This is a genomic window from Eubacterium uniforme, assembly GCF_900167115.1.
Taxonomy (GTDB): domain Bacteria; phylum Bacillota; class Clostridia; order Lachnospirales; family Lachnospiraceae; genus Eubacterium_S; species Eubacterium_S uniforme.
The window spans coordinates 109,733-130,970 of the sequence record NZ_FUXZ01000009.1; the positions used below are offsets into that span (position 1 = coordinate 109,733).

General features: G+C 32.8%; 19 protein-coding genes and 7 tRNA genes. 1 reads left to right on the forward strand and 25 read right to left on the reverse strand.

Annotation, left to right across the window (positions count from 1 at the left end; genetic code table 11):
• Positions 1-8: 8 nt before the first annotated feature.
• From B5D16_RS08005 to B5D16_RS08015, 3 genes are all read right to left on the reverse strand, one after another.
• A complete protein-coding gene (locus tag B5D16_RS08005; protein ID WP_078766467.1) occupies positions 9-884 on the reverse strand; it encodes a class B sortase in 876 nt (291 codons plus the stop codon).
• Between the two features lie 53 nt (positions 885-937).
• Complete coding sequence (gene rho / locus B5D16_RS08010; RefSeq protein ID WP_078766468.1) at positions 938-2,299, reverse strand: transcription termination factor Rho; 1,362 nt, start codon at positions 2,297-2,299, stop codon at positions 938-940.
• 246 nt (positions 2,300-2,545) lie between these two features.
• Positions 2,546-3,049: a hypothetical protein gene (locus B5D16_RS08015; RefSeq protein ID WP_078766469.1), complete on the reverse strand. Its 504-nt coding sequence runs from the start codon at positions 3,047-3,049 to the stop codon at positions 2,546-2,548.
• A 254-nt stretch (positions 3,050-3,303) separates the two neighbouring features.
• Between B5D16_RS08015 and B5D16_RS08020 the strand changes: the two genes are divergently transcribed.
• Positions 3,304-4,470 carry an NAD(P)-dependent malic enzyme gene (locus B5D16_RS08020; protein WP_078766470.1) on the forward strand — a complete coding sequence of 389 codons (1,167 nt, stop codon included), beginning with the start codon at positions 3,304-3,306 and terminating at the stop codon, positions 4,468-4,470.
• Between the two features lie 87 nt (positions 4,471-4,557).
• Here B5D16_RS08020 and B5D16_RS08025 read toward each other — a convergent pair whose 3' ends face one another.
• The 22 genes from B5D16_RS08025 to B5D16_RS08130 form a co-directional block, all read right to left on the reverse strand.
• Positions 4,558-6,261, reverse strand: a complete 1,704-nt coding sequence (locus tag B5D16_RS08025) for a polysaccharide deacetylase family protein (protein ID WP_078766471.1) — start codon at positions 6,259-6,261, stop codon at positions 4,558-4,560.
• 2 nt (positions 6,262-6,263) lie between these two features.
• Positions 6,264-6,812 carry a DUF4364 family protein gene (locus B5D16_RS08030; RefSeq protein WP_278286376.1) on the reverse strand — a complete coding sequence of 183 codons (549 nt, stop codon included), beginning with the start codon at positions 6,810-6,812 and terminating at the stop codon, positions 6,264-6,266.
• Positions 6,812-7,423 carry a ribosome biogenesis GTP-binding protein YihA/YsxC gene (yihA, locus tag B5D16_RS08035; RefSeq protein WP_078766472.1) on the reverse strand — a complete coding sequence of 204 codons (612 nt, stop codon included), beginning with the start codon at positions 7,421-7,423 and terminating at the stop codon, positions 6,812-6,814. The genes B5D16_RS08030 and yihA overlap by 1 nt, the downstream gene beginning before the upstream one ends.
• Positions 7,424-7,426: 3 nt before the next feature.
• Entirely contained in the window at positions 7,427-9,748 is a 2,322-nt protein-coding gene (lon, locus tag B5D16_RS08040; RefSeq protein ID WP_078766473.1) for an endopeptidase La, read from the reverse strand.
• A gap of 25 nt (positions 9,749-9,773) precedes the next feature.
• On the reverse strand, positions 9,774-11,078 hold the full coding sequence (clpX, locus tag B5D16_RS08045; protein WP_078766474.1) for an ATP-dependent Clp protease ATP-binding subunit ClpX: 1,305 nt from the start codon (positions 11,076-11,078) through the stop codon (positions 9,774-9,776).
• A gap of 60 nt (positions 11,079-11,138) precedes the next feature.
• Entirely contained in the window at positions 11,139-11,720 is a 582-nt protein-coding gene (gene clpP / locus B5D16_RS08050; protein ID WP_078766475.1) for an ATP-dependent Clp endopeptidase proteolytic subunit ClpP, read from the reverse strand.
• 26 nt (positions 11,721-11,746) lie between these two features.
• Positions 11,747-13,027 (reverse strand): trigger factor, encoded by a 1,281-nt coding sequence (gene tig / locus B5D16_RS08055; RefSeq protein ID WP_078766476.1) that lies wholly within the window; start codon positions 13,025-13,027, stop codon positions 11,747-11,749.
• Positions 13,028-13,179: 152 nt separating this feature from the next.
• Positions 13,180-14,256: a DUF6612 family protein gene (locus B5D16_RS08060; RefSeq protein ID WP_078766477.1), complete on the reverse strand. Its 1,077-nt coding sequence runs from the start codon at positions 14,254-14,256 to the stop codon at positions 13,180-13,182.
• A gap of 183 nt (positions 14,257-14,439) precedes the next feature.
• Positions 14,440-14,519: transfer RNA gene (locus tag B5D16_RS08065), tRNA-Leu, on the reverse strand.
• A 56-nt stretch (positions 14,520-14,575) separates the two neighbouring features.
• Positions 14,576-14,648, reverse strand: a tRNA-Lys gene (locus tag B5D16_RS08070).
• Between the two features lie 18 nt (positions 14,649-14,666).
• Positions 14,667-14,738: transfer RNA gene (locus B5D16_RS08075), tRNA-Gln, on the reverse strand.
• A gap of 21 nt (positions 14,739-14,759) precedes the next feature.
• A tRNA-His gene (locus B5D16_RS08080) sits at positions 14,760-14,833 on the reverse strand.
• Between the two features lie 78 nt (positions 14,834-14,911).
• Positions 14,912-14,985 (reverse strand) — tRNA-Arg (locus B5D16_RS08085).
• A gap of 23 nt (positions 14,986-15,008) precedes the next feature.
• A tRNA-Gly gene (locus B5D16_RS08090) sits at positions 15,009-15,079 on the reverse strand.
• Positions 15,080-15,087: 8 nt separating this feature from the next.
• Positions 15,088-15,162, reverse strand: a tRNA-Pro gene (locus B5D16_RS08095).
• Positions 15,163-15,332: 170 nt separating this feature from the next.
• Positions 15,333-15,623, reverse strand: coding sequence for a hypothetical protein (locus B5D16_RS08100; protein ID WP_078766478.1), 291 nt, complete (start codon positions 15,621-15,623; stop codon positions 15,333-15,335).
• Between the two features lie 81 nt (positions 15,624-15,704).
• Complete coding sequence (locus B5D16_RS08105; protein ID WP_078766479.1) at positions 15,705-16,559, reverse strand: HAD family hydrolase; 855 nt, start codon at positions 16,557-16,559, stop codon at positions 15,705-15,707.
• A gap of 100 nt (positions 16,560-16,659) precedes the next feature.
• Positions 16,660-17,307: a DUF6652 family protein gene (locus tag B5D16_RS08110; RefSeq protein WP_143405084.1), complete on the reverse strand. Its 648-nt coding sequence runs from the start codon at positions 17,305-17,307 to the stop codon at positions 16,660-16,662.
• 37 nt (positions 17,308-17,344) lie between these two features.
• Positions 17,345-18,235, reverse strand: coding sequence for a sensor histidine kinase (locus tag B5D16_RS08115; protein ID WP_159444342.1), 891 nt, complete (start codon positions 18,233-18,235; stop codon positions 17,345-17,347).
• A gap of 135 nt (positions 18,236-18,370) precedes the next feature.
• Positions 18,371-19,153, reverse strand: coding sequence for a hypothetical protein (locus tag B5D16_RS08120; protein WP_078766482.1), 783 nt, complete (start codon positions 19,151-19,153; stop codon positions 18,371-18,373).
• Complete coding sequence (locus tag B5D16_RS08125) at positions 19,146-20,066, reverse strand: ABC transporter ATP-binding protein (RefSeq protein ID WP_078766483.1); 921 nt, start codon at positions 20,064-20,066, stop codon at positions 19,146-19,148. The genes B5D16_RS08120 and B5D16_RS08125 overlap by 8 nt, the downstream gene beginning before the upstream one ends.
• 282 nt (positions 20,067-20,348) lie before the next feature.
• Positions 20,349-21,044 (reverse strand): response regulator transcription factor, encoded by a 696-nt coding sequence (locus B5D16_RS08130; protein ID WP_078766484.1) that lies wholly within the window; start codon positions 21,042-21,044, stop codon positions 20,349-20,351.
• Positions 21,045-21,238: the final 194 nt, after the last annotated feature.

A 21,238-nucleotide genomic window follows, 5' to 3' on the forward strand; every position in this document is an offset into this window, starting at 1 on the left:
ACCCCACACTATTTTTTCTTCTTTTTCTTTTTCTTCTTATCCTTATCCTGATTAATAAGTTTATTATTTACCATAATTCTTTTAGCAACAACAACATATCTACCTTGATTTTTATGATATGAACAAGTAGAAAGTGTAAGTAATTTATCCCCATAATTTGCTGTTGTTTCTATCTGATAAGGGCTTGCTTCTTTTGCCTTTTTCACATAGTCATCAAATTCTGTTTTATCATTAGCGTCAAAGAAATTATAATACTTAAATGCATTCTTATTACTATAATCTATTTCCGTTTTAAAAGTTGCAATAACCTCATATAATGCATCTTCTTTTATAGTATCAAATTCTATATATTTATGACCCTCATAAAAACCTTTATCAGCGTACTTTGTAAGTTCACCAAAAAGAGTACCCGTATTCATATTATGTCCATAGATAATAACGTTATCAGATGGTTTTAAAGGATCACACTTACCAGCAGCAAATGGTGTTCCTTCAATACTCCAATTTTTCTTGAAATCATTTCTTAAATAATATTCTTCATTATTCGGAGTATGCATTACAGGGTAGTCAATCTTTGTACCTGAAATTGTGAGCCAACCAATAAAATCCTTATTTTTCTTATATACTTTGACAAATTTATTCTGAACCTGAACGCCATCAATATCAGTAAATTCTACTTTCTTTTCCTCGCTCTGCTCAGTATTTATTTGATTTGTATCAGTAATTTTATCATCTTCTCCAATCAGTTTTTTCAAATCTGATACTGCTTTTTCTGATCTATAAATAGTATAGTAATACCGACCTATGTAAAAACCTGAAATTAAGAATGTGGCCGTAAAAACAATTATTAACAAATTAATAATCAAATTCTTTTTTCTTCTCATTATACATCATCCCCTTTTTCACTCTACAAAACCAAAACATACAAATTCCAAAATTACATCATATGCTTTCTAACATAATCAAGGAATCCTCTATTAGTCTTTGTCTTATGGAATATATCAATTATTCGCTCAGCAGCTTCTTCAGATTTAATTCCATTAAGAGACTTTCTAATTTTATTAACTTCATTAAGTTCAAGATCTGTTAGAAGCAAGTCTTCTCTTCTAGTTCCTGATTTAGCAATATCAATAGCAGGAAATACTCTTCTTTCTGATATCTTTCTATCTAAAACAAGTTCCATATTACCTGTTCCCTTAAATTCCTCATAAACGACATCATCCATTTTACTACCTGTATCAACTAAAGCCGTCGCAAGAATTGTAAGGCTTCCGCCTTCTCTCATATTCCTAGCTGCACCAAAAAATCTCTTTGGCATATGAAGAGCTGCTGGATCAAGACCTCCTGATAAAGTTCTACCACTTGGACTAATTGTCATGTTATATGCTCTTGCAAGTCTTGTAATACTATCAAGAAGTATCATAACATCCTCACCATGCTCAACTAATCTTTTAGCTCTTTCTATAACCATCTCTGAAACTCTCTTATGATGTTCAGGAAGTTCATCAAAAGTTGAATAAATAACTTCAACATTGCCACCTTCTATAGCTTCCTTCATATCTGTTACTTCTTCAGGTCTTTCATCAATAAGAAGAATAATCAACTTCATGTCAGGATGAGATCTTTTTACTGATTTTGCAACTTCTTTTAATAGAGTAGTTTTACCTGCCTTAGGTGGTGATACAATCATACCACGCTGTCCCTTACCAATAGGACTTATTAAATCAACAATTCTCATTGCTGTATTCTCTGTCTCATTTTCAAGTATAATTCTTTCATTTGGAAAAATAGGTGTTAAGTCTTCAAATGCTTTTCTTTTACTAGCTAGTTCTGCTTCATATCCATTAACCTTTTCTAGAAACTGTAACCCACCATAGTTTTCACCATTTCTTTTAGGTCTTACCTTACCAGTAAGTATATCACCTGTTTTTAAATTAAACCTTCTAATCTGCGCAGGTGAAACATATACATCCTCCTCACCTGGCAAGTAATTTTCACATCTAATAAAACCATATCCATCTGCAAGGACTTCTAATATACCCTGCTTTATTTCTTCATTACCCTGATTTTCATTACTAGTTTGTTTTTCACAAGCAATTTGAGATTGCTTTTCATCATTTATCTGTGGTTCATTACTATTTTTTATTTTTGTACTTTCCTCATTATCACTTGAACTTGTACTAGCAATAATTGCTTCTATCAAATCATCTTTTTTCATAGAAGCTGCCCCCTTAATCATATTTACCTTAGCTATCTCCCTTAATTCCTTTACTGGAAGTGTTTTTAATTTTTCTCTCATACTTTGAATGTGAATAATCACATACTCCTTTCTAGAATAATAAATAATATAAGAGGTATACTAATATTATAAACCTTTGATTATTTTATTTCTTTATTTATTTTTAAATTTTTTGAAAACAAATTGATTTTAAATTAGATAACAATACTTATTATTGATTAATTAGAATTATTATATGAAATATATCAAGTGATATTTCTATCACTTGATATAATCAGAATCTTTAAGATTTTAAGAGCCTGCTTCCTACTGTTCAGGTTGCATAGACTCTACACTAAGTGTCATAAGAACCATAAATGGTTTAGAACTTTTTCCCTTTTCAGCTTCTCCATAAACCATCTGACTAAAAGAATATTCATTATCCGCTAAACAAATATATCTTACATTCTTTTCCGTAACTGGTTCTCTTCCTGAAACATCTAATAAATATCTATTAGAATATGTATCACCATTTTTATCTGTATATGTATACTTTCCTTTATCGTATTTTATAACAGCTGCGTGACTAACCGAACCACCATCTGTTAAAAACTTTACCTTAATACTTTCCTTCCTACCAATCTTGGTTCTCGACATAAAATTCACCCATGCCTCAGATCCTTTAACCATATGGCCACTCTGAATCTCAACTGTAGATCCACCATTAAGATTATTTTTCATATTAAAGAAAACAACCATACCTATAACAGCGACCATGAAAATTGCAAGTATTAAATACACGCTACCCATTCCTGCTTCCTTTTTTTTCATATATTCTCCAATCCTACACAAACGTGCTTTTATTTAATAAAACTAACTACCTATGCCTATTTTAATAAACTTTCCAGCCACTGTCAACAGTAGTATTCTTAGTGGCATTTGCTAATTTAACTATTCCTCCTATAAACTTTTTATTTATATGTAATATTTTATAAAATATTACCCTTGACACATTTTTCCTATATGTTATTCTATATAAGGTATTTTTCATACCATAAATATAAAAATTCCAAAGGAGACAGATGATGACAGATAAATTAACAAATGATGAAAAAGCATTATTGTTACACGAAGAGTGGCAAGGAAAAATCGAAACAACATCTAAGTGTTCAGTAAAATCAAGAGAAGATTTGGCTCTTGCTTATACTCCTGGTGTTGCTGCACCTTGTCTTAAAATCAAAGATAACGTTGAGGATGCATACAAATACACTATTAAATCAAACACAATTGCAGTTGTTTCTGATGGTAGTGCAGTTTTAGGTCTTGGTAACATTGGCCCAGAGGCTGCTATGCCAGTTATGGAAGGTAAGGCTGTATTATTCAAGGAATTTGGTGATGTTAATGCAGTTCCTATTTGTCTTGATACTCAGGATGTTGACGAAATCGTTAATACAGTTTGCATGATTGCACCTGGATTTGGTGGAATCAATCTTGAAGATATATCTGCTCCAAGATGTTTTGAAATAGAAAATAAATTAAAAGAAAAATTAAACATTCCAGTATTCCATGATGATCAGCATGGTACTGCAATCGTTGTATTATCAGGTATTATCAATGCTTTAAGAATTGTTGATAAGAAAAAGGAAGATCTTAAAGTTGTTATAAATGGTGCTGGTGCAGCTGGTATAGCAATCGCAAAGCTTCTTATCAACTATGGTGTAAAAGCAACTAACGTTAAATTACTTGGTAGACATGGTATTCTTTCACCATCTAATGAACATATTAACTGGGCTCAGAAAGAAATGGCTGCAATCACAAACCCTGAAGACTTAAACGGCGATTTGTCAGTTGCAGTTAAAGGTGCTGATGTATTCATTGGTGTTTCTGCTCCTGGTGTTCTTACACAGGATATGGTTAAGACTATGAATAACGATGCCATCATCTTTGCAATGGCTAATCCAGTTCCAGAAATTATGCCAGATGAAGCTAAAGCTGCAGGTGCTAGAATTATAGGAACAGGCCGTTCAGACTTCCCTAACCAGATTAATAATGTTATTGCTTTTCCTGGTATCTTTAAAGGTGCTCTTGAAGGCAGAGCTGAGCAGATTACAGAAGATATGAAACTTGCTGTTGCTAAAGCTATTGCTAGTGTTGTATCAGACGATGAACTTTGTGAAGACTATGTAATTCCTGAACCATTCAATCCTAAGGTTAAGGATGTTGTTTGCAAAGCAGTTAAAGATTTAATATAGTTTTATAGATTAGAATATCGACCAACAAATTAATTAATCTTTATAAAAAAACTCTCACATCAAAGTGAGAGTTTTTATTATCTTTAATTATTTTTCAATGCTGAAATACTTTTTATCATTCTTAAGACCGCCTCTATAAGCTGCCATTTCAGATACAGTAACTAACTGATATCCATCATCTTTTAATGCTTTCATTATTTCATCAGCACCCTTGGCTGTTGATTCATGAAGATCGTGCATTAAGATAATACCACCATCGTAGGCACCCTTAATTGCTGCCTTAACTGTCTTTCTAGTATTCTTAGTCTTCCAGTCAAGTGTATCAACATCCCAAAGAATAATTGGATGTTTAGATCTCTTAAGATCACTTGAATCAATTCCACCCCCTGGTGGTCTTGTAACTGTTGTTTCTTCACCAATCAAATCGTATAAAGCTTCATCAACTTTTTCCACTTCACGAGCGATTTCTGAATGTGAAAGATATTTATACAATTCATGATCCCATGTATGATTTCCAATTTCACATCCTAATTCATTTTCACGAACTATATAATCGCTAAATCCATCTATCTGTCTTCCAATAACAAAGAATGTAACATGAGCATCATATTTCTCACATGCATCTAAAACCAACGGTGTATATTTCGCTGGACCATCATCATATGTAAGCGCTACCATCTTCTTATCAGCATCAATTGCCATTTGTTTAACTTCATCACTAGCACTACTCTTACCACCGAATTTATCATATGCAACAACTCTGTATGAATAAACTTTACCGCCTTCTCTATCCTTGTCAACAAAATGATTTTTATTTCCATCAACAGAAGCAATAGCCTTATATCTATTATCTTCTGTCAATCTATATACCATATAAGAATCAGCTCCACGAACCTTTTCCCATCTAACATCAAGTTCTTTTGAACCATCAACATTAGAGATTTCATTAATCACAGGATTTCTAAGTGCTATGCCTTCCTTGCTTCGACTGCTCTGTCCCTGCATAACTGATGAGTTACTGTAAGCAATAATCTTATAATAATATGCTTTTCCCTTAGCAACATTCTCATCAACGTAACTTGAATCCTTTACATCAGCAATAGTTTTATAAGTACCAGTGCTTTTGCCCGCTCTTAAAACTATGTATCCATGTGCTCCTTTTATATCTTCCCAATTAATTGCAATACCCTTGCTATTAATTGTTCTAGTTTCAATATGCTTAGCCACTCCTAATGGCAAAATTTTAACTGCATCTGAAAACTTACCTGTATTTGAATCATCTTTTGCTTTAATTCTATAATATGTATACTTATTAACAGGTGCATTTTCATCAACAAATTCAAGGTCGCTTGTAGAACCAATATACTTATATTCCTGATTTCTGTCTTTTGACGCATAAATATCGTATTCATTTGCGCCTTCAACCTCGCTAAATGTAATTCTTACAACGCCTGATTCTATAACATCAACACTTGTAATAGCACTCTTTCCAATCAAATCATGCTCGCGTCCATTATCATCATAAGTTTCTTCACTAACTTCTTCTGTGGAAATTTCTGTCTCTGAAGTTGAATCATCAATATTAGAAAAAATCTTTTTTCCTGAATTCTTAACATTTGCATCTATACTCAATGAACTAACATCAATTTCTGCTTCATATTTATTATCGTTTGAAGCTACATTTTTCTTTACAATCAAGCAATATCCACCGAAAATAAGTGATGCTACTACAGCTGAAGAAATCATTCTTTTTGAAATTGTCTTTACCATTCTAGTTCTTCTTCTTCTCATAATTACTCCTTAGTTTCCGTATCTTCCTGTCCTTCATTTTTCTTCATTAATTCCCTAAAAGCTGTTTCATAAATCTTCTGACTAGCTTCCTTCCAATTACTACACATAAGTGAAGCAATTTCCTTACTAGGTGCTGAAAGATTTAATTCAATCAAAAGCGTATCCCCTTCTTTTATCTGATTATGTACTATATACTCTCCATTTGTACTCCTATAATAATCTGAAATAGTACCAACTTCGCTACGAAGCTGATATTTATTCTTTATAAGGTACATATCTACATCATCTATTATAGCATTAGTTATCTTGTTTTCAAAGAAACCTATGGTCTGCTCACCTTCAGTTGTTAAATGATAGTATGATGTATTTCTTTTTGTATCCATACTAACAAATCCTGAATCTATCAATGAATTAATAGATTCCTGAAGTGAAAAGTATGACGTATAATTTCTTTCTAAAAAGAAATTTGAAATCTGCTCATTAGTTAATGGAAAATCAACTTTGTTTAGCATATATAATATTATTAGTTTATACTGTGTTGCTGAGTCCACTACCTATTCTCACTTTCTAATATTTCATTATCATTTGCGCCCTCAATAATATCCCATATCTCATCTCTGCCCTGCTTTGTAACCGCAGAGAAAGGAATAATTTTAGTACCTGGCTTAACTTTAAGACCCTCTTTTATAGCCTTAATCTGTTTTTGTAATTGACTTCGTTTTATCTTATCTGCCTTAGTTGCTATAATTATTGGATTATAACCATTATATACAATCCAATCATACATATCCTTATCATTCTTTGAAGGATCATGTCTAATATCTATAAGAAGTAAAACTTCCTTTAAGCACTCAGACTTCTTAAGATAATTTTCAACCATCTTTCCCCATTTAGCCTTAACTGACTCTGAAACCTGCGCATACCCGTAACCTGGTAAATCTACAAAATAAAGTTCATCATTAATATTATAAAAATTTATAGTCTGTGTCTTTCCAGGTTTTTGCGAAGTTCTCGCTAAATTTTTTCTATTTAATAACCCATTAATAAGGGATGACTTACCAACATTTGACTTTCCAGCAAATGCAAACTCTGATTTATCATTCTCCGGCAATTTACTTGTAATTCCACAAACTGTCTCTAGTTCAACTGATTTAATAATCATTTATCAATCCTCTATTAACGCATTATTTAATACTTCATCCATATTATGAACATAAACAATTTCAAGACCTCCTGTTATTTCCCTAGAAATCTCAGAAACATCTGTTTTGTTCTTATAAGGTACCAATACCTTTGTAATTCCTGCGACCTTAGCAGCAAGAAGTTTTTCCTTCAATCCACCAATTGGAAGAACTCTACCTCTAAGAGTTATTTCACCAGTCATGGCGATATTAGCTCTAACAAGCTTACCTGTAATAGCTGAAATCATGGCTGTTGCCATAGTAATACCAGCTGATGGACCATCCTTAGGAACAGCACCTTCTGGAATATGAATATGTATATCGTGTTTTTCAAAGTAATCCTCAGGAATATCATATCTTTCTGAGATACTTCTAATAAAACTTAAGCCCGTAGTTGCTGATTCCTTCATTACATCTCCAAGCTTACCAGTTAACATAATGTTACCTTTGCCAGGCATAACATTAACTTCAATCTGAAGAGTCTCACCACCAACTGATGTCCAGGCAAGACCTCTTACAATACCAATCTCATCAGTTAAATTAGCCGGATCAATATCATAAATTTCATTACCTAAGTACTTAGTTAAATTATCAGTAGTTACTTCAACACTTTCTTTATGATTCTCTACAATCTCTCTTGCAGCCTTTCTACAAATCTGTGCAATCTTACGCTCAAGCGTACGAACACCTGATTCTCTTGTATAATGAACTATAATTTTCTTAATAGCATCATCATCAATAAATAGCTGCTCTGATTTAATTCCATTAATCTTCTTCTGCTTTTCAATCAAATGCTCTTTAGCAATATGATCTTTTTCATTAGCAGTATAACTATTAACATCAATAATTTCCATTCTGTCAAGAAGTGGTCTTGGAATGGTTCTTACATCATTAGCAGTTGCAATGAATAAAACTGCAGATAAATCAATTGGAATCTCTATATAATGATCTCTGAACTTAGAGTTCTGCTCAGGGTCTAAAACCTCAAGCAGTGCAGCAGATGGATCTCCCTTATAATCACCACCTAACTTATCAATTTCATCAAGAAGCATAAGTGGATTCTTAAAGCCCGCCTGTCTTAAACCATTTGCAATACGACCTGGCATGGCACCAACATATGTCTTTCTATGACCTCTAATTTCAGCTTCATCTCTAACACCACCAAGACTGATACGTACATACTCCTTATCAAGAGCCTCCGCAACAGACTTAGCTATGGAAGTTTTACCTGTACCTGGAGGACCAATAAGACAAAGGATTGGACTATAACCGCCCTCTGGCTGAAGTGCTCTAACAGCAAGGTATTCCATAATTCTTTCCTTTACTTTTTCAAGACCATAATGATTACTATCAAGTACCTTCTTAGTATTTGTAAGATCAATACTATCCTTTGATGTCTTATCCCATGGAAGTTCAAGTAAAGTTTCTATATAACTTCTAATAACGCTCGCTTCTGAAGGGTTATTAGACTGAGTTCTAAATCTGTTAATTTCCTTGTTAATTCTTTCCTTAACTTCATCACTTGCTTTAAGCTTACTTACTTCCTCAGCAAATGCATCCGCATCAGAAACAACATCAGTTTCGCCAAGTTCTTCTCTTATAAGTTTCATCTGCTCACGAAGAACATACTCTCTCTGATTGTCATCAATCTGTTTCTTAACTCTCTCCTGAAACTGATTCTTAATAGTAATAACCTGAATTTCATTTGAAAGAGTTTTATTAATAACCTCATACTGTGTTGAAATATCCTCAGCTTCAAGGAATTCCTGCTTTACAGCGTAATTAATCGGAAGATTAATTGCTGTCTGAAGTAATAATTGTGATAAATCATTAGTATCTACAAGGCTTTTAACTGTCTCCTGTGTAATCTTTTCATTAACCTTGGCATAATCTGCTATAAGTTCCTTAATAAGCCTCTTCATTGCTTCTAAAACCACAGAATCAACATTATTCGAAACATCTGCAAGTTCACATACTTCTGCCCTGATAAATGGATCATCTAAAATGATTTCAAGAAGTTCAGCACGAAGTTTAACCTCAACTAAAACTCTTGTCATCTTATTAGGCATTTTAATAACCTGCTTAACTTTAGCTAATACACCTACTTTATACAAATCATCAAACTCAGGAGTATCATCAACCTGATTTTTTAAAGTCACAATGAAAAGATCTACATTTTTCATCATGGCATTCTCCGCAGCCTTAACTGATTTATTATCACTAATATCAAAATGAACAAGCATTCCTGGTAAAAGTGTAGTATTATTAAGAACCGCAGTACCTACAATTTCTCTCTTATCTTCCATACAATCCCCCTAGACAGCTCCTGTCTTAAGAAGCAGTATTCTTAGTACGCTTCTTCTTTGTAACATCCTTAATTTTAGCTTCTAAATCAAGTTCAAGTTCAGGCTCCTTACCTTCTGTAACTGTTTCCTTTGTGATTACACAACGACTAATCTGATCATTAGATGGAACTTCATACATAATTTCCATCATAGTTTCCTCTAAAATAGATCTAAGACCTCTAGCACCAGTCTTTCTCTCAAGTGCCTTCTTAGCAATTGCTCTTAATGCTTCATCAGTAAAATCAAGTTCAACATCTTCAAGTTTGAACAATGCCTGATACTGTTTAACAATCGCATTCTTAGGCTCAACTAAGATTCTTACAAGTGCTTCCTCGTCAAGGCTGTCAAGTGAAACTACTACAGGTACACGACCAACAAATTCAGGAATAATACCAAATTTAACCAAATCCTCTGGCTGAACATCCTTAAATCTGTCAGTATTAAGTCCGTCCTTGCTTTCGTTAATATCTGCAAGGAAACCAATTGACTTCTGGTCCTGACGTGTCTCAATAATCTTTTCAAGTCCAGCAAATGCTCCACCACAAATAAACAAGATATTAGTAGTATCAATATGATACATCTCTTGCTGTGGATGCTTTCTTCCACCCTGAGGTGGCACTGAAGCAACAGTACCTTCTAAGATTTTTAGAAGTGCCTGCTGAACGCCTTCACCTGAAACATCTCTTGTAATTGAAACATTCTCTGATTTCTTTGTAATCTTATCTATTTCATCGATATAAACTATACCGTATTCTGCTTTTTCAATATCACCATCAGCTGCCTGAATAAGCTTAAGTAAAATATTCTCAACATCTTCACCAACGTAACCTGCTTCCGTAAGTGTTGTAGCATCTGCAATAGCAAATGGTACATTAAGCATACGTGCAAGTGTTTCAGCTAAAAATGTCTTACCTGAACCTGTAGGTCCAAGCATTAAGATATTTGACTTTTGTAATTCAACATCAACCTCTGATGCTCTGTTAATTCTCTTATAATGATTATATACAGCAACAGCTAATGCTCTTTTAGCATCTTCCTGTCCAATAACATATTCATCAAGAAATGCTTTTATCTCCTTTGGCTTTCTTGATAAATCTGGTTTGTAATCTTCCTTCTCATCGAATTTAGCATCTTCAAACTCTTCTTCAATAATCTCTGCACATAACTCAACACATTCATCACAAATGTACAGATTACCAGGTCCAGCGATAAGCTTTCTTACCTGACTCTGTGTCTTTCCACAGAATGAGCATGAGTATGAAACATAGTCATTTCCTCTTTTATTAGCCATATTTTCCTTCCTTCTTATATAGCACTTTAAGGGGTACGAAAAGTACCCCTTAAAATAATATTATCTTTCAATTATAACCTTATCAATAAGACCATATTCTGCTGCTTCTGCTGCATCCATGAAATTATCTCTATCAGTATCTTTTTCGATAACTTCTAATGGCTTACCAGTATTAGAAGCTAGAATCTCATTTAACTTTTTCTTTGTCTTTAAAATATGTTCTGCAGCAATCTGAATTTCTGTAGCCTGGCCCTGTGCTCCACCAAGTGGCTGATGAATCATAATTTCAGCATTAGGAAGAGCCATTCTCTTTCCTTTAGCACCACCAGATAATAAAAATGCACCCATACTAGCTGCCATACCAACACAGATTGTTGATACATCACACTTTATGTAATTCATTGTATCATAAATAGCCATACCTGCAGTAACTGATCCTCCTGGACTATTAATATATAAATGAATGTCCTTTGAAGGATCTTCTGATTCGAGGAAAAGAAGCTGTGCAACTATTACGCTTGCTGAAGCATCATTAACCTCTCCATCAAGAAAGATAATTCTTTCTTTAAGCAGTCTTGAATAGATATCATATGATCTCTCTCCTCTGCTTGTCTGTTCTATGACATAAGGTATTAAACTCATTTTAATTCCCCCGTTCTTCTAGTTATTTATTTTGCCTGTTCAACGATTAAATCTACAGCCTTCTGAACAGCCAAATCAGACTTCATCTGTTTGATTTCGTTTTCACCCATATAACCTTTAAGTGTTTCAAATTCCATCTGATAGTTTTCAGCCATCTTCTGTAACTGTTCATCAACATTTTCATCTGAAATTTCAATCTTTTCAGCTGCAGCAATTGCTTCAAGAACAAGTCTTGACTGAATTCTCTTAAGAGCCTGTGGCTTCATCTGTTCAGCCATTGTTTCAGCTGTAAGGCCTGTCATCTGCATATACTGCTGAATTGTGAATCCCTGTGCCTGCATGTTCTGAGCCATCTCGTTAACCATCATACGAGCCTGTTCATCAACCATAGCATCTGGAATTTCCATCTTAGAATCTTCGATAATCTTTTCGATAATCTTGTTTTCCTTTTCAACCTTAGCAGCGTTTTCCTTACGCTCTGTGATTGTCTTCTTAACGTCTTCCTTATATTCATCAACTGTATCAAATTCTGAAATATCCTGAACGAAGTCTTCATCAACTTCTGGAAGTTCTTTCTTCTTGATACTTAAAATTTCAACTTTAAATGTAGCTGGCTTACCAGCAAGTTCAGCTGCCTGATACTGCTCTGGGAATGTAACGTTAACATCAACTTTATCTCCTACATTCTTTCCAATAAGCTGTTCTTCAAATGTATCGATGAATGAATGTGATCCAATTGTAAGTGCATAATCTTCACCCTTACCACCATCAAATGCAACTCCATCGATGAATCCTTCGAAGTTAATATTAGCAATATCACCATCTTCAATTGCTCTATCTTCTACAGGAACGATTCTTGAATTCTGTTCTCTAACTTTATTAATTTCAGCTTCAATATCTTCATCTGTAACTTCAACAGGTGATGTTTCAACTTCAACGCCCTTATATTCACCAAGTTCAACTTCTGGTTTTAATGCAACTGTTGCAGTAAAGATAAAATCTTTACCTTTCTCAATCTGTGTAACATCTACTTCTGGACGAGAAACAATTTCTAATCCACTTTCAGTAGCAGCCTCATCATAAGCCTCTGGCATACAAATGTTTGCAGCCTCCTCATAGAAAACCCCAGCGCCATACATCTTTTCAACCATGTTCTGTGGAACTTTTCCTTTTCTAAATCCTGGTACGCTAAATTCGCCCTTCTTCTTTTCATATGCTTTTTTAATAGCATCCTCAAATTTAGCTGCATCTACTGTAATAGTAAATTTTGCGGTATTGTTTTCTAATGTTTCAACTGTGAAACTCATCGGTAATATCCTCCTTGATTTTAAATACGGCATTTATGCCCTCGCCTTATGGTCTACGGCAATAAACAATTATATCATATATTTGTTATTATGTCGACTAAAAGCAAGTATTTATTTTAATTATTATTTTGTACATATGTTACATAAACATCTTATTCTTCACTACTATCAGTGATACCATAAAAATCATAAAGTGCATCTTTTGCATCCTGCCAATCTTCATCAGTCCAATTGTCCATATCTTCTACATCAAGACCAATTGACTTAAGATCAATATTCTCCAAATACTTTTTCATAGCTTCGTTTGATGGAGTCTTTTCAATGTTCTCCACAGCACTTTCTATAACTTCATCTGGTACAGAAATGATACCAACTTTATTGAATTTACTATATCGTATATCAATAATATATTTATTTACCTTGTATGTAGAACTATTATCAGCACTCTCGCTAATAAGCATCTTCTCCATAAGTTTTGATAAATCCATAGTAATTCTTACCGGTCTGCTGCTCTTCTTGCTAAACCATGCTGTAATTTCGATATCTACTGGTTCTTCCTTATCAGCATTTGCTACGGAAATAATACTGTTCACATCTTCATTACCCATACCTTTTAGAGCTTCATTTAAAAGATCACTAGAAAGGATTCCGCTAACTTTAGTACATCTAATCTTGCCAACTTTCTCCATCTTCTTAACTCTAAACTTTTCACGGTTATTTGAAAATGTTGAAACTAAAGACATCTGTGCCTTAAGCTGTCCGCCATTAGCCGCAGAAACATTTTTATACCATTCCTGTTTTGATTCATCATCTTCTTTAAGTGGAGTATTTCTTGAATATACTATATTATTATCAGCATTTTCCATAGAATATACTTCTACTTCATTTTGACTTTCTTCACCATCAAAATCTAATTTATCAATACCCTTCATGTGAGTAATTACAGGATTACTTGTTGTCTCAATATTACAATCCATATGTTCAATAATATTTTTTTCTTCATCATCAACTGATGTAACCAAATCATATGTAATTCCCATATGAATTTTTGCAGATTTTATATCAGAAACTGCAAGCTTAGCATTATCCAAAATAGCTCCAGCTTCAAGATTCTCCGTACTACCACAAGAAGTAATATAAAAAACAATAAACAAAATCAAACAAATAATTGAAATAATAATTAACAAACATCTTGTATTTAATTCAACCAATTTTTCTCTCAAGCTCATCTTTTTCCCATCTACTTTCTTTTATTCTTTATATATTATATTACCCTATATTATTTCCTATCAATAGGCATACATACCTACTTTTATTTTAAATAAAAATGCAGAAAATTTCAACCTATTATCGAACTATTATTAAAAAAACAGCAAGCAAGAAGCCCGCTGTTTTTTCTCAATAGACTTAAATGCGGATGACAGGAATCGAACCTGCACGGTCTCCCACTAGAACCTAAATCTAGCGCGTCTGCCAGTTCCGCCACATCCGCATGTGTCTAATCACAAATAAAAAATGTAACAACCTCAAATGAAATTGTTACATAAGTGAGGCATCGGGGACTCGAACCCCGGACAACTTGATTAAAAGTCAAGTGCTCTACCACCTGAGCTAATGCCCCATACTTTTAAATTGGAAACTGGGCTAACTGGATTCGAACCAGCGAATGCAGGAGTCAAAGTCCTGTGCCTTACCGCTTGGCGATAGCCCAATGGTCAGTTAAATTACTGAAGGTGGATAGAGGGATTCGAACCCTCGGCCTCCAGAGCCACAATCTGGCGCGCTAACCAACTGCGCTATACCCACCATGTTAGCTTGGGTAACCATCGTAATTGATTTTATTGAAAACCGATTACCCGTGATAATTATTATCACTGATGTAAACGTGCTCGAAGGGATTCGAACCCCCGACCCACGGCTTAGAAGGCCGTTGCTCTATCCAGCTGAGCTACGAACACACATGCCATAATTGGCATACAAAAGCGGGTGATGGGAATCGAACCCACGTATCCAGCTTGGAAGGCTGGTGTTCTACCATTGAACTACACCCGCATAAAGCATCGGGGTGACAGGATTCGAACCTGCGACCTCTTGATCCCAAATCAAGCGCTCTAGCCAAGCTGAGCCACACCCCGTATTATATTTAATACGGCGTCGTTTTTCACAACGCAAGAAGTATTATATAATAGGTGTGCTCACTTGTCAACAACTTTTTACAAATATTTTAAAAAAGTTTTTTAACACGGCTAAAAGTCGCTAAAATGCGTGTTTTATTATGCATTTTTATTTTGTAATTTTCAAAAAATTATCCCTGAAGACCTGCTGCCTGTCTAATCATATCTTCTACAACGATGTCATAAATCTCACCAATAGAATTACAATACTCTAAAACTTTCCAGGGCTCATTTGTATGAAAATGAATTTTAACAAGATCTTCATCTCCTGCAGCAATCAAACTATTACCTTCAAAATGCTCTGTAATGTAATCTGCGATTTCATCTTCATCTAAATCTTCATCTCTGCGATCAATTAAAAGCTGTGTATCATAACGATATGCAAACTGATCATCTTCTGCATCAATACTCTGAATTCCCATATTCTAGTTGCACGGATAAACCATGCTACCTCCTTTTTATTTTATTAAACCATCTCTACCTAGACATCAACATAAATCAATCTATAACTTACTTTTTTGTTTTTCATTTAAATTAATAAGTTTTTCATTTATTACCATCTGGTCAATAATATCCTTAATCAACACATCCAGTTTTTCACCTTCTGTGTAGTTAGCTGGTACCGCAAAATTAACTCTGTCATCAACCATAAGCTTCTTTGATATTTCCTTGCTATTCTTGTTTGATTGATAAACCGCAATTGAAAAACCACCATTTGATTTTACCAATCTCATACATGGAACATCAGTTAAACCATCCGCAATATATATCATGTTTCTAAATGGTACTCTTCTATTATTTTCAGGTGTATATTCATTAAGTGTTTTATCATCACTTAGATCCGTTACACCCTTATTAATTCTAAACAAAAACTGTGTTTTCGTGGTATAGTTTACCACATTCTTAGGCCAACATGCAACCCCATTTACATCATACAAAAACTCACAAGCAAATACATCTTTAAATTTCGAGAATATACTAGAGCCCTCGATGATTTCATACAAACCTGATGAAATAATATAGTGTTCTACAATAACACCTTTTTCTTGTCCATACTTGTTTATCCTGTCAAACCACTCTGTAACGCCATTATAAAATTTAAGCGAACTTCCAAGTTTAACAAAATCTTCTCGATGAATGCTTATATCATGTTTCATTGCTTCTGTAATCATAAGTCTCATATATGCAAGAACACCATCCATCTTTTCTTTCTTTGATAGTTTTTCTGACATTTCCCAAAAATCAGAAGGTTTTAATCCAACATTTGGTATAAACGAATACTCTTGCATATTTTTAGTACATAAAGTCTTATCAAAATCATACATAATCGCAATAACTTGTTTATCTTTTTTTCCCATAAAAATCCCCCTGGCAAATACTACAGAACTCTTTGTTAGTAGTAATTTGATACTAACGCAAACTACATTGTTATATAATTATTATATAGCAATCAACTAATTAAACAAATGCTTTTATTATATTAATAGCTATAAAACATCCAATACCCATAGCGCAAAGACTTAACAATGATAACAAAAAGATTGTTAATTTAACCCACTTACGCTCTCTAAGTATAGCAAGTATCATAATTGTAACAACATCTATACAAAACAAAAACTGTGTAACTATAGCTATTTTAGTTATAATTTTAGGTAGGACTCCATCCTTTTTCGCCTTTAATAAATATGCTATCGAAAATGGTGCCATAGCGACTATTACACACCAACCATAAACAGTAAAAGTAACTGTAACAACCGGTGCTACAAATGCCATAATTATAACTGGAGAGAACATAAACAATAAACATATGCAAATTATAGCAGCTCCAATAATATAAAACGGAATTAATATATATTTAATTAAAACTGAGCACCCTAAAAATACTGTCCTATCTAACTTCTTATAACTTATTAATACAATAATCAAATTAATAATCAAAAGTACAATTGGCAAAAACACAATTGCCATCCTTAGCAGTTTAGCTATGTTCCATTCATCCAATACCGAAAGTATAAAAATATGCGAATAAATCAGAACTGCCTCGATTATTGCCCATATATACAGCAAATGAAACTTCTTTTCATCATTTTTACTAATTATTTCCATACTTTTTTGCATTTAAACTTTTAAATGCTCTCCTTTCCTATCCTCTTAAAGAAATAATAATTTCAAATTTGTCCCCTTCCTTATTAGCATCTATTCCTCCTCCAAGAAGATTGGTAAATTGCTTTACAATAGCTAGCCCCAATCCAGTACTCCCTTTTGTTCTTGAAATATCTGTAGTATAAAACTCATCAAAAATCTGAGTAACATCAAGTTTATCATCTTTAGAAATATTTGAAAATGTTATTACGTTTTTACCATCTTCACTTTTAACATCAACTTCTAACTCACCTTCACCATGTTTTAGTGCGTTACTTATTACATTATCAAAAATCCTTAGAAGCATACCTCTATTACTATGAACAACCAGTTTTCTACTATCATATTTCAAACTAATCATTCGATTTTTAGCTTCAAAATCATCAAAATAATGTGCAATTGCCTCTTCTAAAACTCCAATAAGATTTAAATCTTCTTTTTTTATTTCTTCATCTTTTGAAATAACCTTTGAAAACTCGAAGAATTGCTCAATCAATTCTTCCATTCTATGCAATCTTTTCTCAATAACTTCAAGTTCTCTTTCTTTTTCCTTTTCATCTAAATCAGAATTTCTAACAAGATTAATATACCCCATTGCTGATGTTAGAGGCGTTCTAATGTCATGTGAAATATTTGTTATCATCTGATCAATGGTATGACTCTTTCTTTGGTAATATATACTATCACTTCTCTTTTCTTTTAGCACTTCATTAATCTCATTAATAAGATTTTCTGAAACTCCTCCATACTCACTATGTAAAAGTTGATTGGTTTCAGTGCTGTTTATATATTTTATCTGTTCAGCCATACTCTCTTGCGACTTTTTTGCTTTCAGATTAGCAAATACCAACAGCAAACAGATTATTATCAAAATAATTATAACTATAATCATATAATATCCTCGCATAAATGCACTAAAGTACACCTATTATTTAAACATTTTTTATACTTCATTACGTATTATATCATATAAAGCCAAAATCAAAAACAAGCGCCAGAATTAATATCTAGCGCTTGTATATTTACATTAAGCCAACTCTCTTTTATCAAACATACTTAAACCTAATAAAAATAAAACTATTGTAATAATAATTGCTCCTACTAAGCATCTAGGGAAAAATGCCTTTCCTTCTGTTTCGAAAACGAAGATATTAAGCATTGTACTAACTTCATAATTATACGCCTTAAGAACAGTTTTTTCTAACCCATCAACCACACATAACAAACCTGCAACAACATTTATTACTAATGGCAAAGCAATTGTTACAGAGTTAAATAAACTTGCTTTTTTTAATAAAAATGCCAAGAAAACGAAGAATGCAATTACTGCAACGAAAATTGGAATTTCCATAACAAACTTTTCCATATAATCACCTACTGATGATGAATACTTTGAACCATTAATTAATCTATTCACGACATAGAAACCAACATTACCAACGATAAATATTATCATACTAACTACTTCAGCAAATATAAATTTTCTAATAAAGAAATTCTTTTTATTACACACAGATGTAATTGAATTTTTAAATGTACCTTCTGAAAACTCAGGGATTATAATCATAAACACTGGCATAATCAAAAGAAAATAATAATTAAAATTCATGCGAAGCTGTAACACATCAAGTTTCACGGATTTCATTTTTGCTTCTAAACCATCAATTGGTGGCATCATACCAAATGATATACCGCCATCAGCCTTTAATCCAATTGTAAGAGCATAAATTAACATTGTTAATGCCATACAAATATATAATCCCTTACTTCTTAATAATCTATATAAATCTGCTTTAAAACTCTTAATCATTGCTAACCTCCTTAACTAATCCCTTAAAGTATTCTTCTAAACTTACTCCTGATTCACCAACACTACTTACAGCAACATTATTTATAACTAATTCCCTATTAATAACTGCTGCATTAATGTCTTCTTCATATATTCTAATCAAATCATTATCAACAACTTTATACTTTGATATTCCTAATTTATTTTCAAGAATACCAACTGATTTTTTAACATCATCAACCTTAACGACAAGACATCTGCTACATTCATCATCAAGTTCTTCTTTTGTAATTTCTTTAATCACACTGCCATGATCAATAAACATAAATCTATTTGCTACAGCATATAACTCAGATAAAATATGACTAGAAATCATAATTGTTAAGTTTCTTTCTTTATTAAGCATTTTAAATGTATCTCTAAGCTTACTAATGCCAATAGGATCTAGACCATTTATAGGCTCATCTAAAATTATAAAATCTGGATCATCCATAATTGCAAGTGCGATGCCAAGTCTCTGCTTCATACCTAATGAATAAGTCTTAAACTTCTTATCCTTCGCTTCTTCTAAATCAACAAGTCTTAAAGATTCAAAAATTTTATCATCACTAACAATGCCTTTTAATTTGCAATAATATTTTAAATTCTGCCATCCTGTTAAATTTCCAAAAAATGCAGGATTTTCAATCAAACATCCGACTCTTCTTTTAGTCTTCTGTGAATTTTCTTTTCCTTGACCAAATACTTCATACAAACCACTTGTTGGATTTGTAAGTCCTGTTATGGTTTTCATTATGGTTGTTTTACCAGCTCCATTTCTTCCTATAAGTCCATATATATCGCCACGAAAAACCGTCATGTCCACATTATCAAGAGCCTTAAACTTACCATATTCTTTTGTAAGCCCTTTTGTTTTTAATGCTACTTCTTTCATCTTATCCTCCTATTTCAAAGCAAATGCTCTTCCCTCTTTTCATGAGCCCTTTGCTTTTGTTTTATCTTATGTACTAATCATAACCACCATTTCTTTATAAACCCTTAATCTAAATCTTAAAAAAGTCTTAAGAATTTATAATCAAATCCTAAACCTGCATCATACAAGCAAATTAAGCGATCAAAAAAACAAAATGTACAGTACATACATCTAATTTTTCAATCGCTTAATAATCATTTTGCTTAATCTATTAAAATATAAAAATCAATCTATACTCCGATACTACTTCTTTAGACGATAACCAATTCCCCATACAGTCTCAATATAATCAGCATCAGGATTACACTTTTTTAATTTCTTTCTGATATTACTTATATGAACATTCAAGGCATTATCATCATCATTGCCCTCATAATCCCATACTATGTCATAAATCATCCCCTTAGTACAAGTCCTTAATTTATTCTCCAAAAACAAACATAGAATATCAAATTCAATCTTTGATAAATTCATCAAAACATCATTGCAACTAGCCTCTCTTAAACTCTTATTTACAACAACATCTTTATACTCTAATATTTCATAAGCTTCTTCATTTGAACTATTAGAATTTATCTTATCATACATACTAATTCTAGCAGCAATTCTTGCTAAAAGTTCATCGTTATCAAATGGTTTTGTCACATAATCATCAGCTCCAAGTGAAAACAAATCAACTTTTTTAGCCGGATCTGCAATTGCACTAGATATAATAATTGGAACATTTTTCTTATTCTTTAATTCTCCAATCACTTCATCCCCGCTTTTACCTGGAAGCATCAAATCCAAAATAACTAAATCTATATTATCATTAAACGCCAAGATTCCTTCAGTACCTGAATATGCACATATTGTTTCATATCCATTAGTTCTAAGTAAAACCTTTAACATATCATTAATTTCAACATCATCTTCAATAATTAAAATTGTCTTTTTCATGCAAACTCCCTACACCTTAAAACTACTTATAATTCGCCCCCATTATAACACAAATCCCCTAAATATAAAAGTAGGAAGAACCGTTGTTCTTCCTACTTTTATGTTTCTCTCTTTTGTAGTTTTTTATACTACTATGCAATTCCTAATTGCATTTAATTTTTAATAACCATATTCAATTTTTAAATCTTATTCAA

Excerpts from the sequence above, each read along its gene's own strand:
- B5D16_RS08115 (WP_159444342.1), bottom strand. The coding sequence starts at position 18,235 with ATGATTATAGTTATAATTATTTTGATAATAATCTGTTTGCTGTTGGTA.
- B5D16_RS08100 (WP_078766478.1), bottom strand. The coding sequence starts at position 15,623 with ATGGGAATTCAGAGTATTGATGCAGAAGATGATCAGTTTGCATATCGT.
- B5D16_RS08015 (WP_078766469.1), bottom strand. The coding sequence starts at position 3,049 with ATGAAAAAAAAGGAAGCAGGAATGGGTAGCGTGTATTTAATACTTGCA.
- lon (WP_078766473.1), bottom strand. The coding sequence starts at position 9,748 with ATGGAAGATAAGAGAGAAATTGTAGGTACTGCGGTTCTTAATAATACT.
- B5D16_RS08125 (WP_078766483.1), bottom strand. The coding sequence starts at position 20,066 with ATGAAAGAAGTAGCATTAAAAACAAAAGGGCTTACAAAAGAATATGGT.
- B5D16_RS08105 (WP_078766479.1), bottom strand. The coding sequence starts at position 16,559 with ATGGGAAAAAAAGATAAACAAGTTATTGCGATTATGTATGATTTTGAT.
- rho (WP_078766468.1), bottom strand. The coding sequence starts at position 2,299 with ATGAGAGAAAAATTAAAAACACTTCCAGTAAAGGAATTAAGGGAGATA.
- B5D16_RS08020 (WP_078766470.1), top strand. The coding sequence starts at position 3,304 with ATGACAGATAAATTAACAAATGATGAAAAAGCATTATTGTTACACGAA.
- B5D16_RS08110 (WP_143405084.1), bottom strand. The coding sequence starts at position 17,307 with ATGGAAATAATTAGTAAAAATGATGAAAAGAAGTTTCATTTGCTGTAT.
- yihA (WP_078766472.1), bottom strand. The coding sequence starts at position 7,423 with ATGATTATTAAATCAGTTGAACTAGAGACAGTTTGTGGAATTACAAGT.
- B5D16_RS08060 (WP_078766477.1), bottom strand. The coding sequence starts at position 14,256 with ATGAGCTTGAGAGAAAAATTGGTTGAATTAAATACAAGATGTTTGTTA.
- B5D16_RS08025 (WP_078766471.1), bottom strand. The coding sequence starts at position 6,261 with ATGAGAAGAAGAAGAACTAGAATGGTAAAGACAATTTCAAAAAGAATG.
- clpP (WP_078766475.1), bottom strand. The coding sequence starts at position 11,720 with ATGAGTTTAATACCTTATGTCATAGAACAGACAAGCAGAGGAGAGAGA.
- tig (WP_078766476.1), bottom strand. The coding sequence starts at position 13,027 with ATGAGTTTCACAGTTGAAACATTAGAAAACAATACCGCAAAATTTACT.
- B5D16_RS08130 (WP_078766484.1), bottom strand. The coding sequence starts at position 21,044 with ATGAAAAAGACAATTTTAATTATTGAAGATGATGTTGAAATTAATGAT.
- clpX (WP_078766474.1), bottom strand. The coding sequence starts at position 11,078 with ATGGCTAATAAAAGAGGAAATGACTATGTTTCATACTCATGCTCATTC.
- B5D16_RS08005 (WP_078766467.1), bottom strand. The coding sequence starts at position 884 with ATGAGAAGAAAAAAGAATTTGATTATTAATTTGTTAATAATTGTTTTT.
- B5D16_RS08120 (WP_078766482.1), bottom strand. The coding sequence starts at position 19,153 with ATGATTAAGAGTTTTAAAGCAGATTTATATAGATTATTAAGAAGTAAG.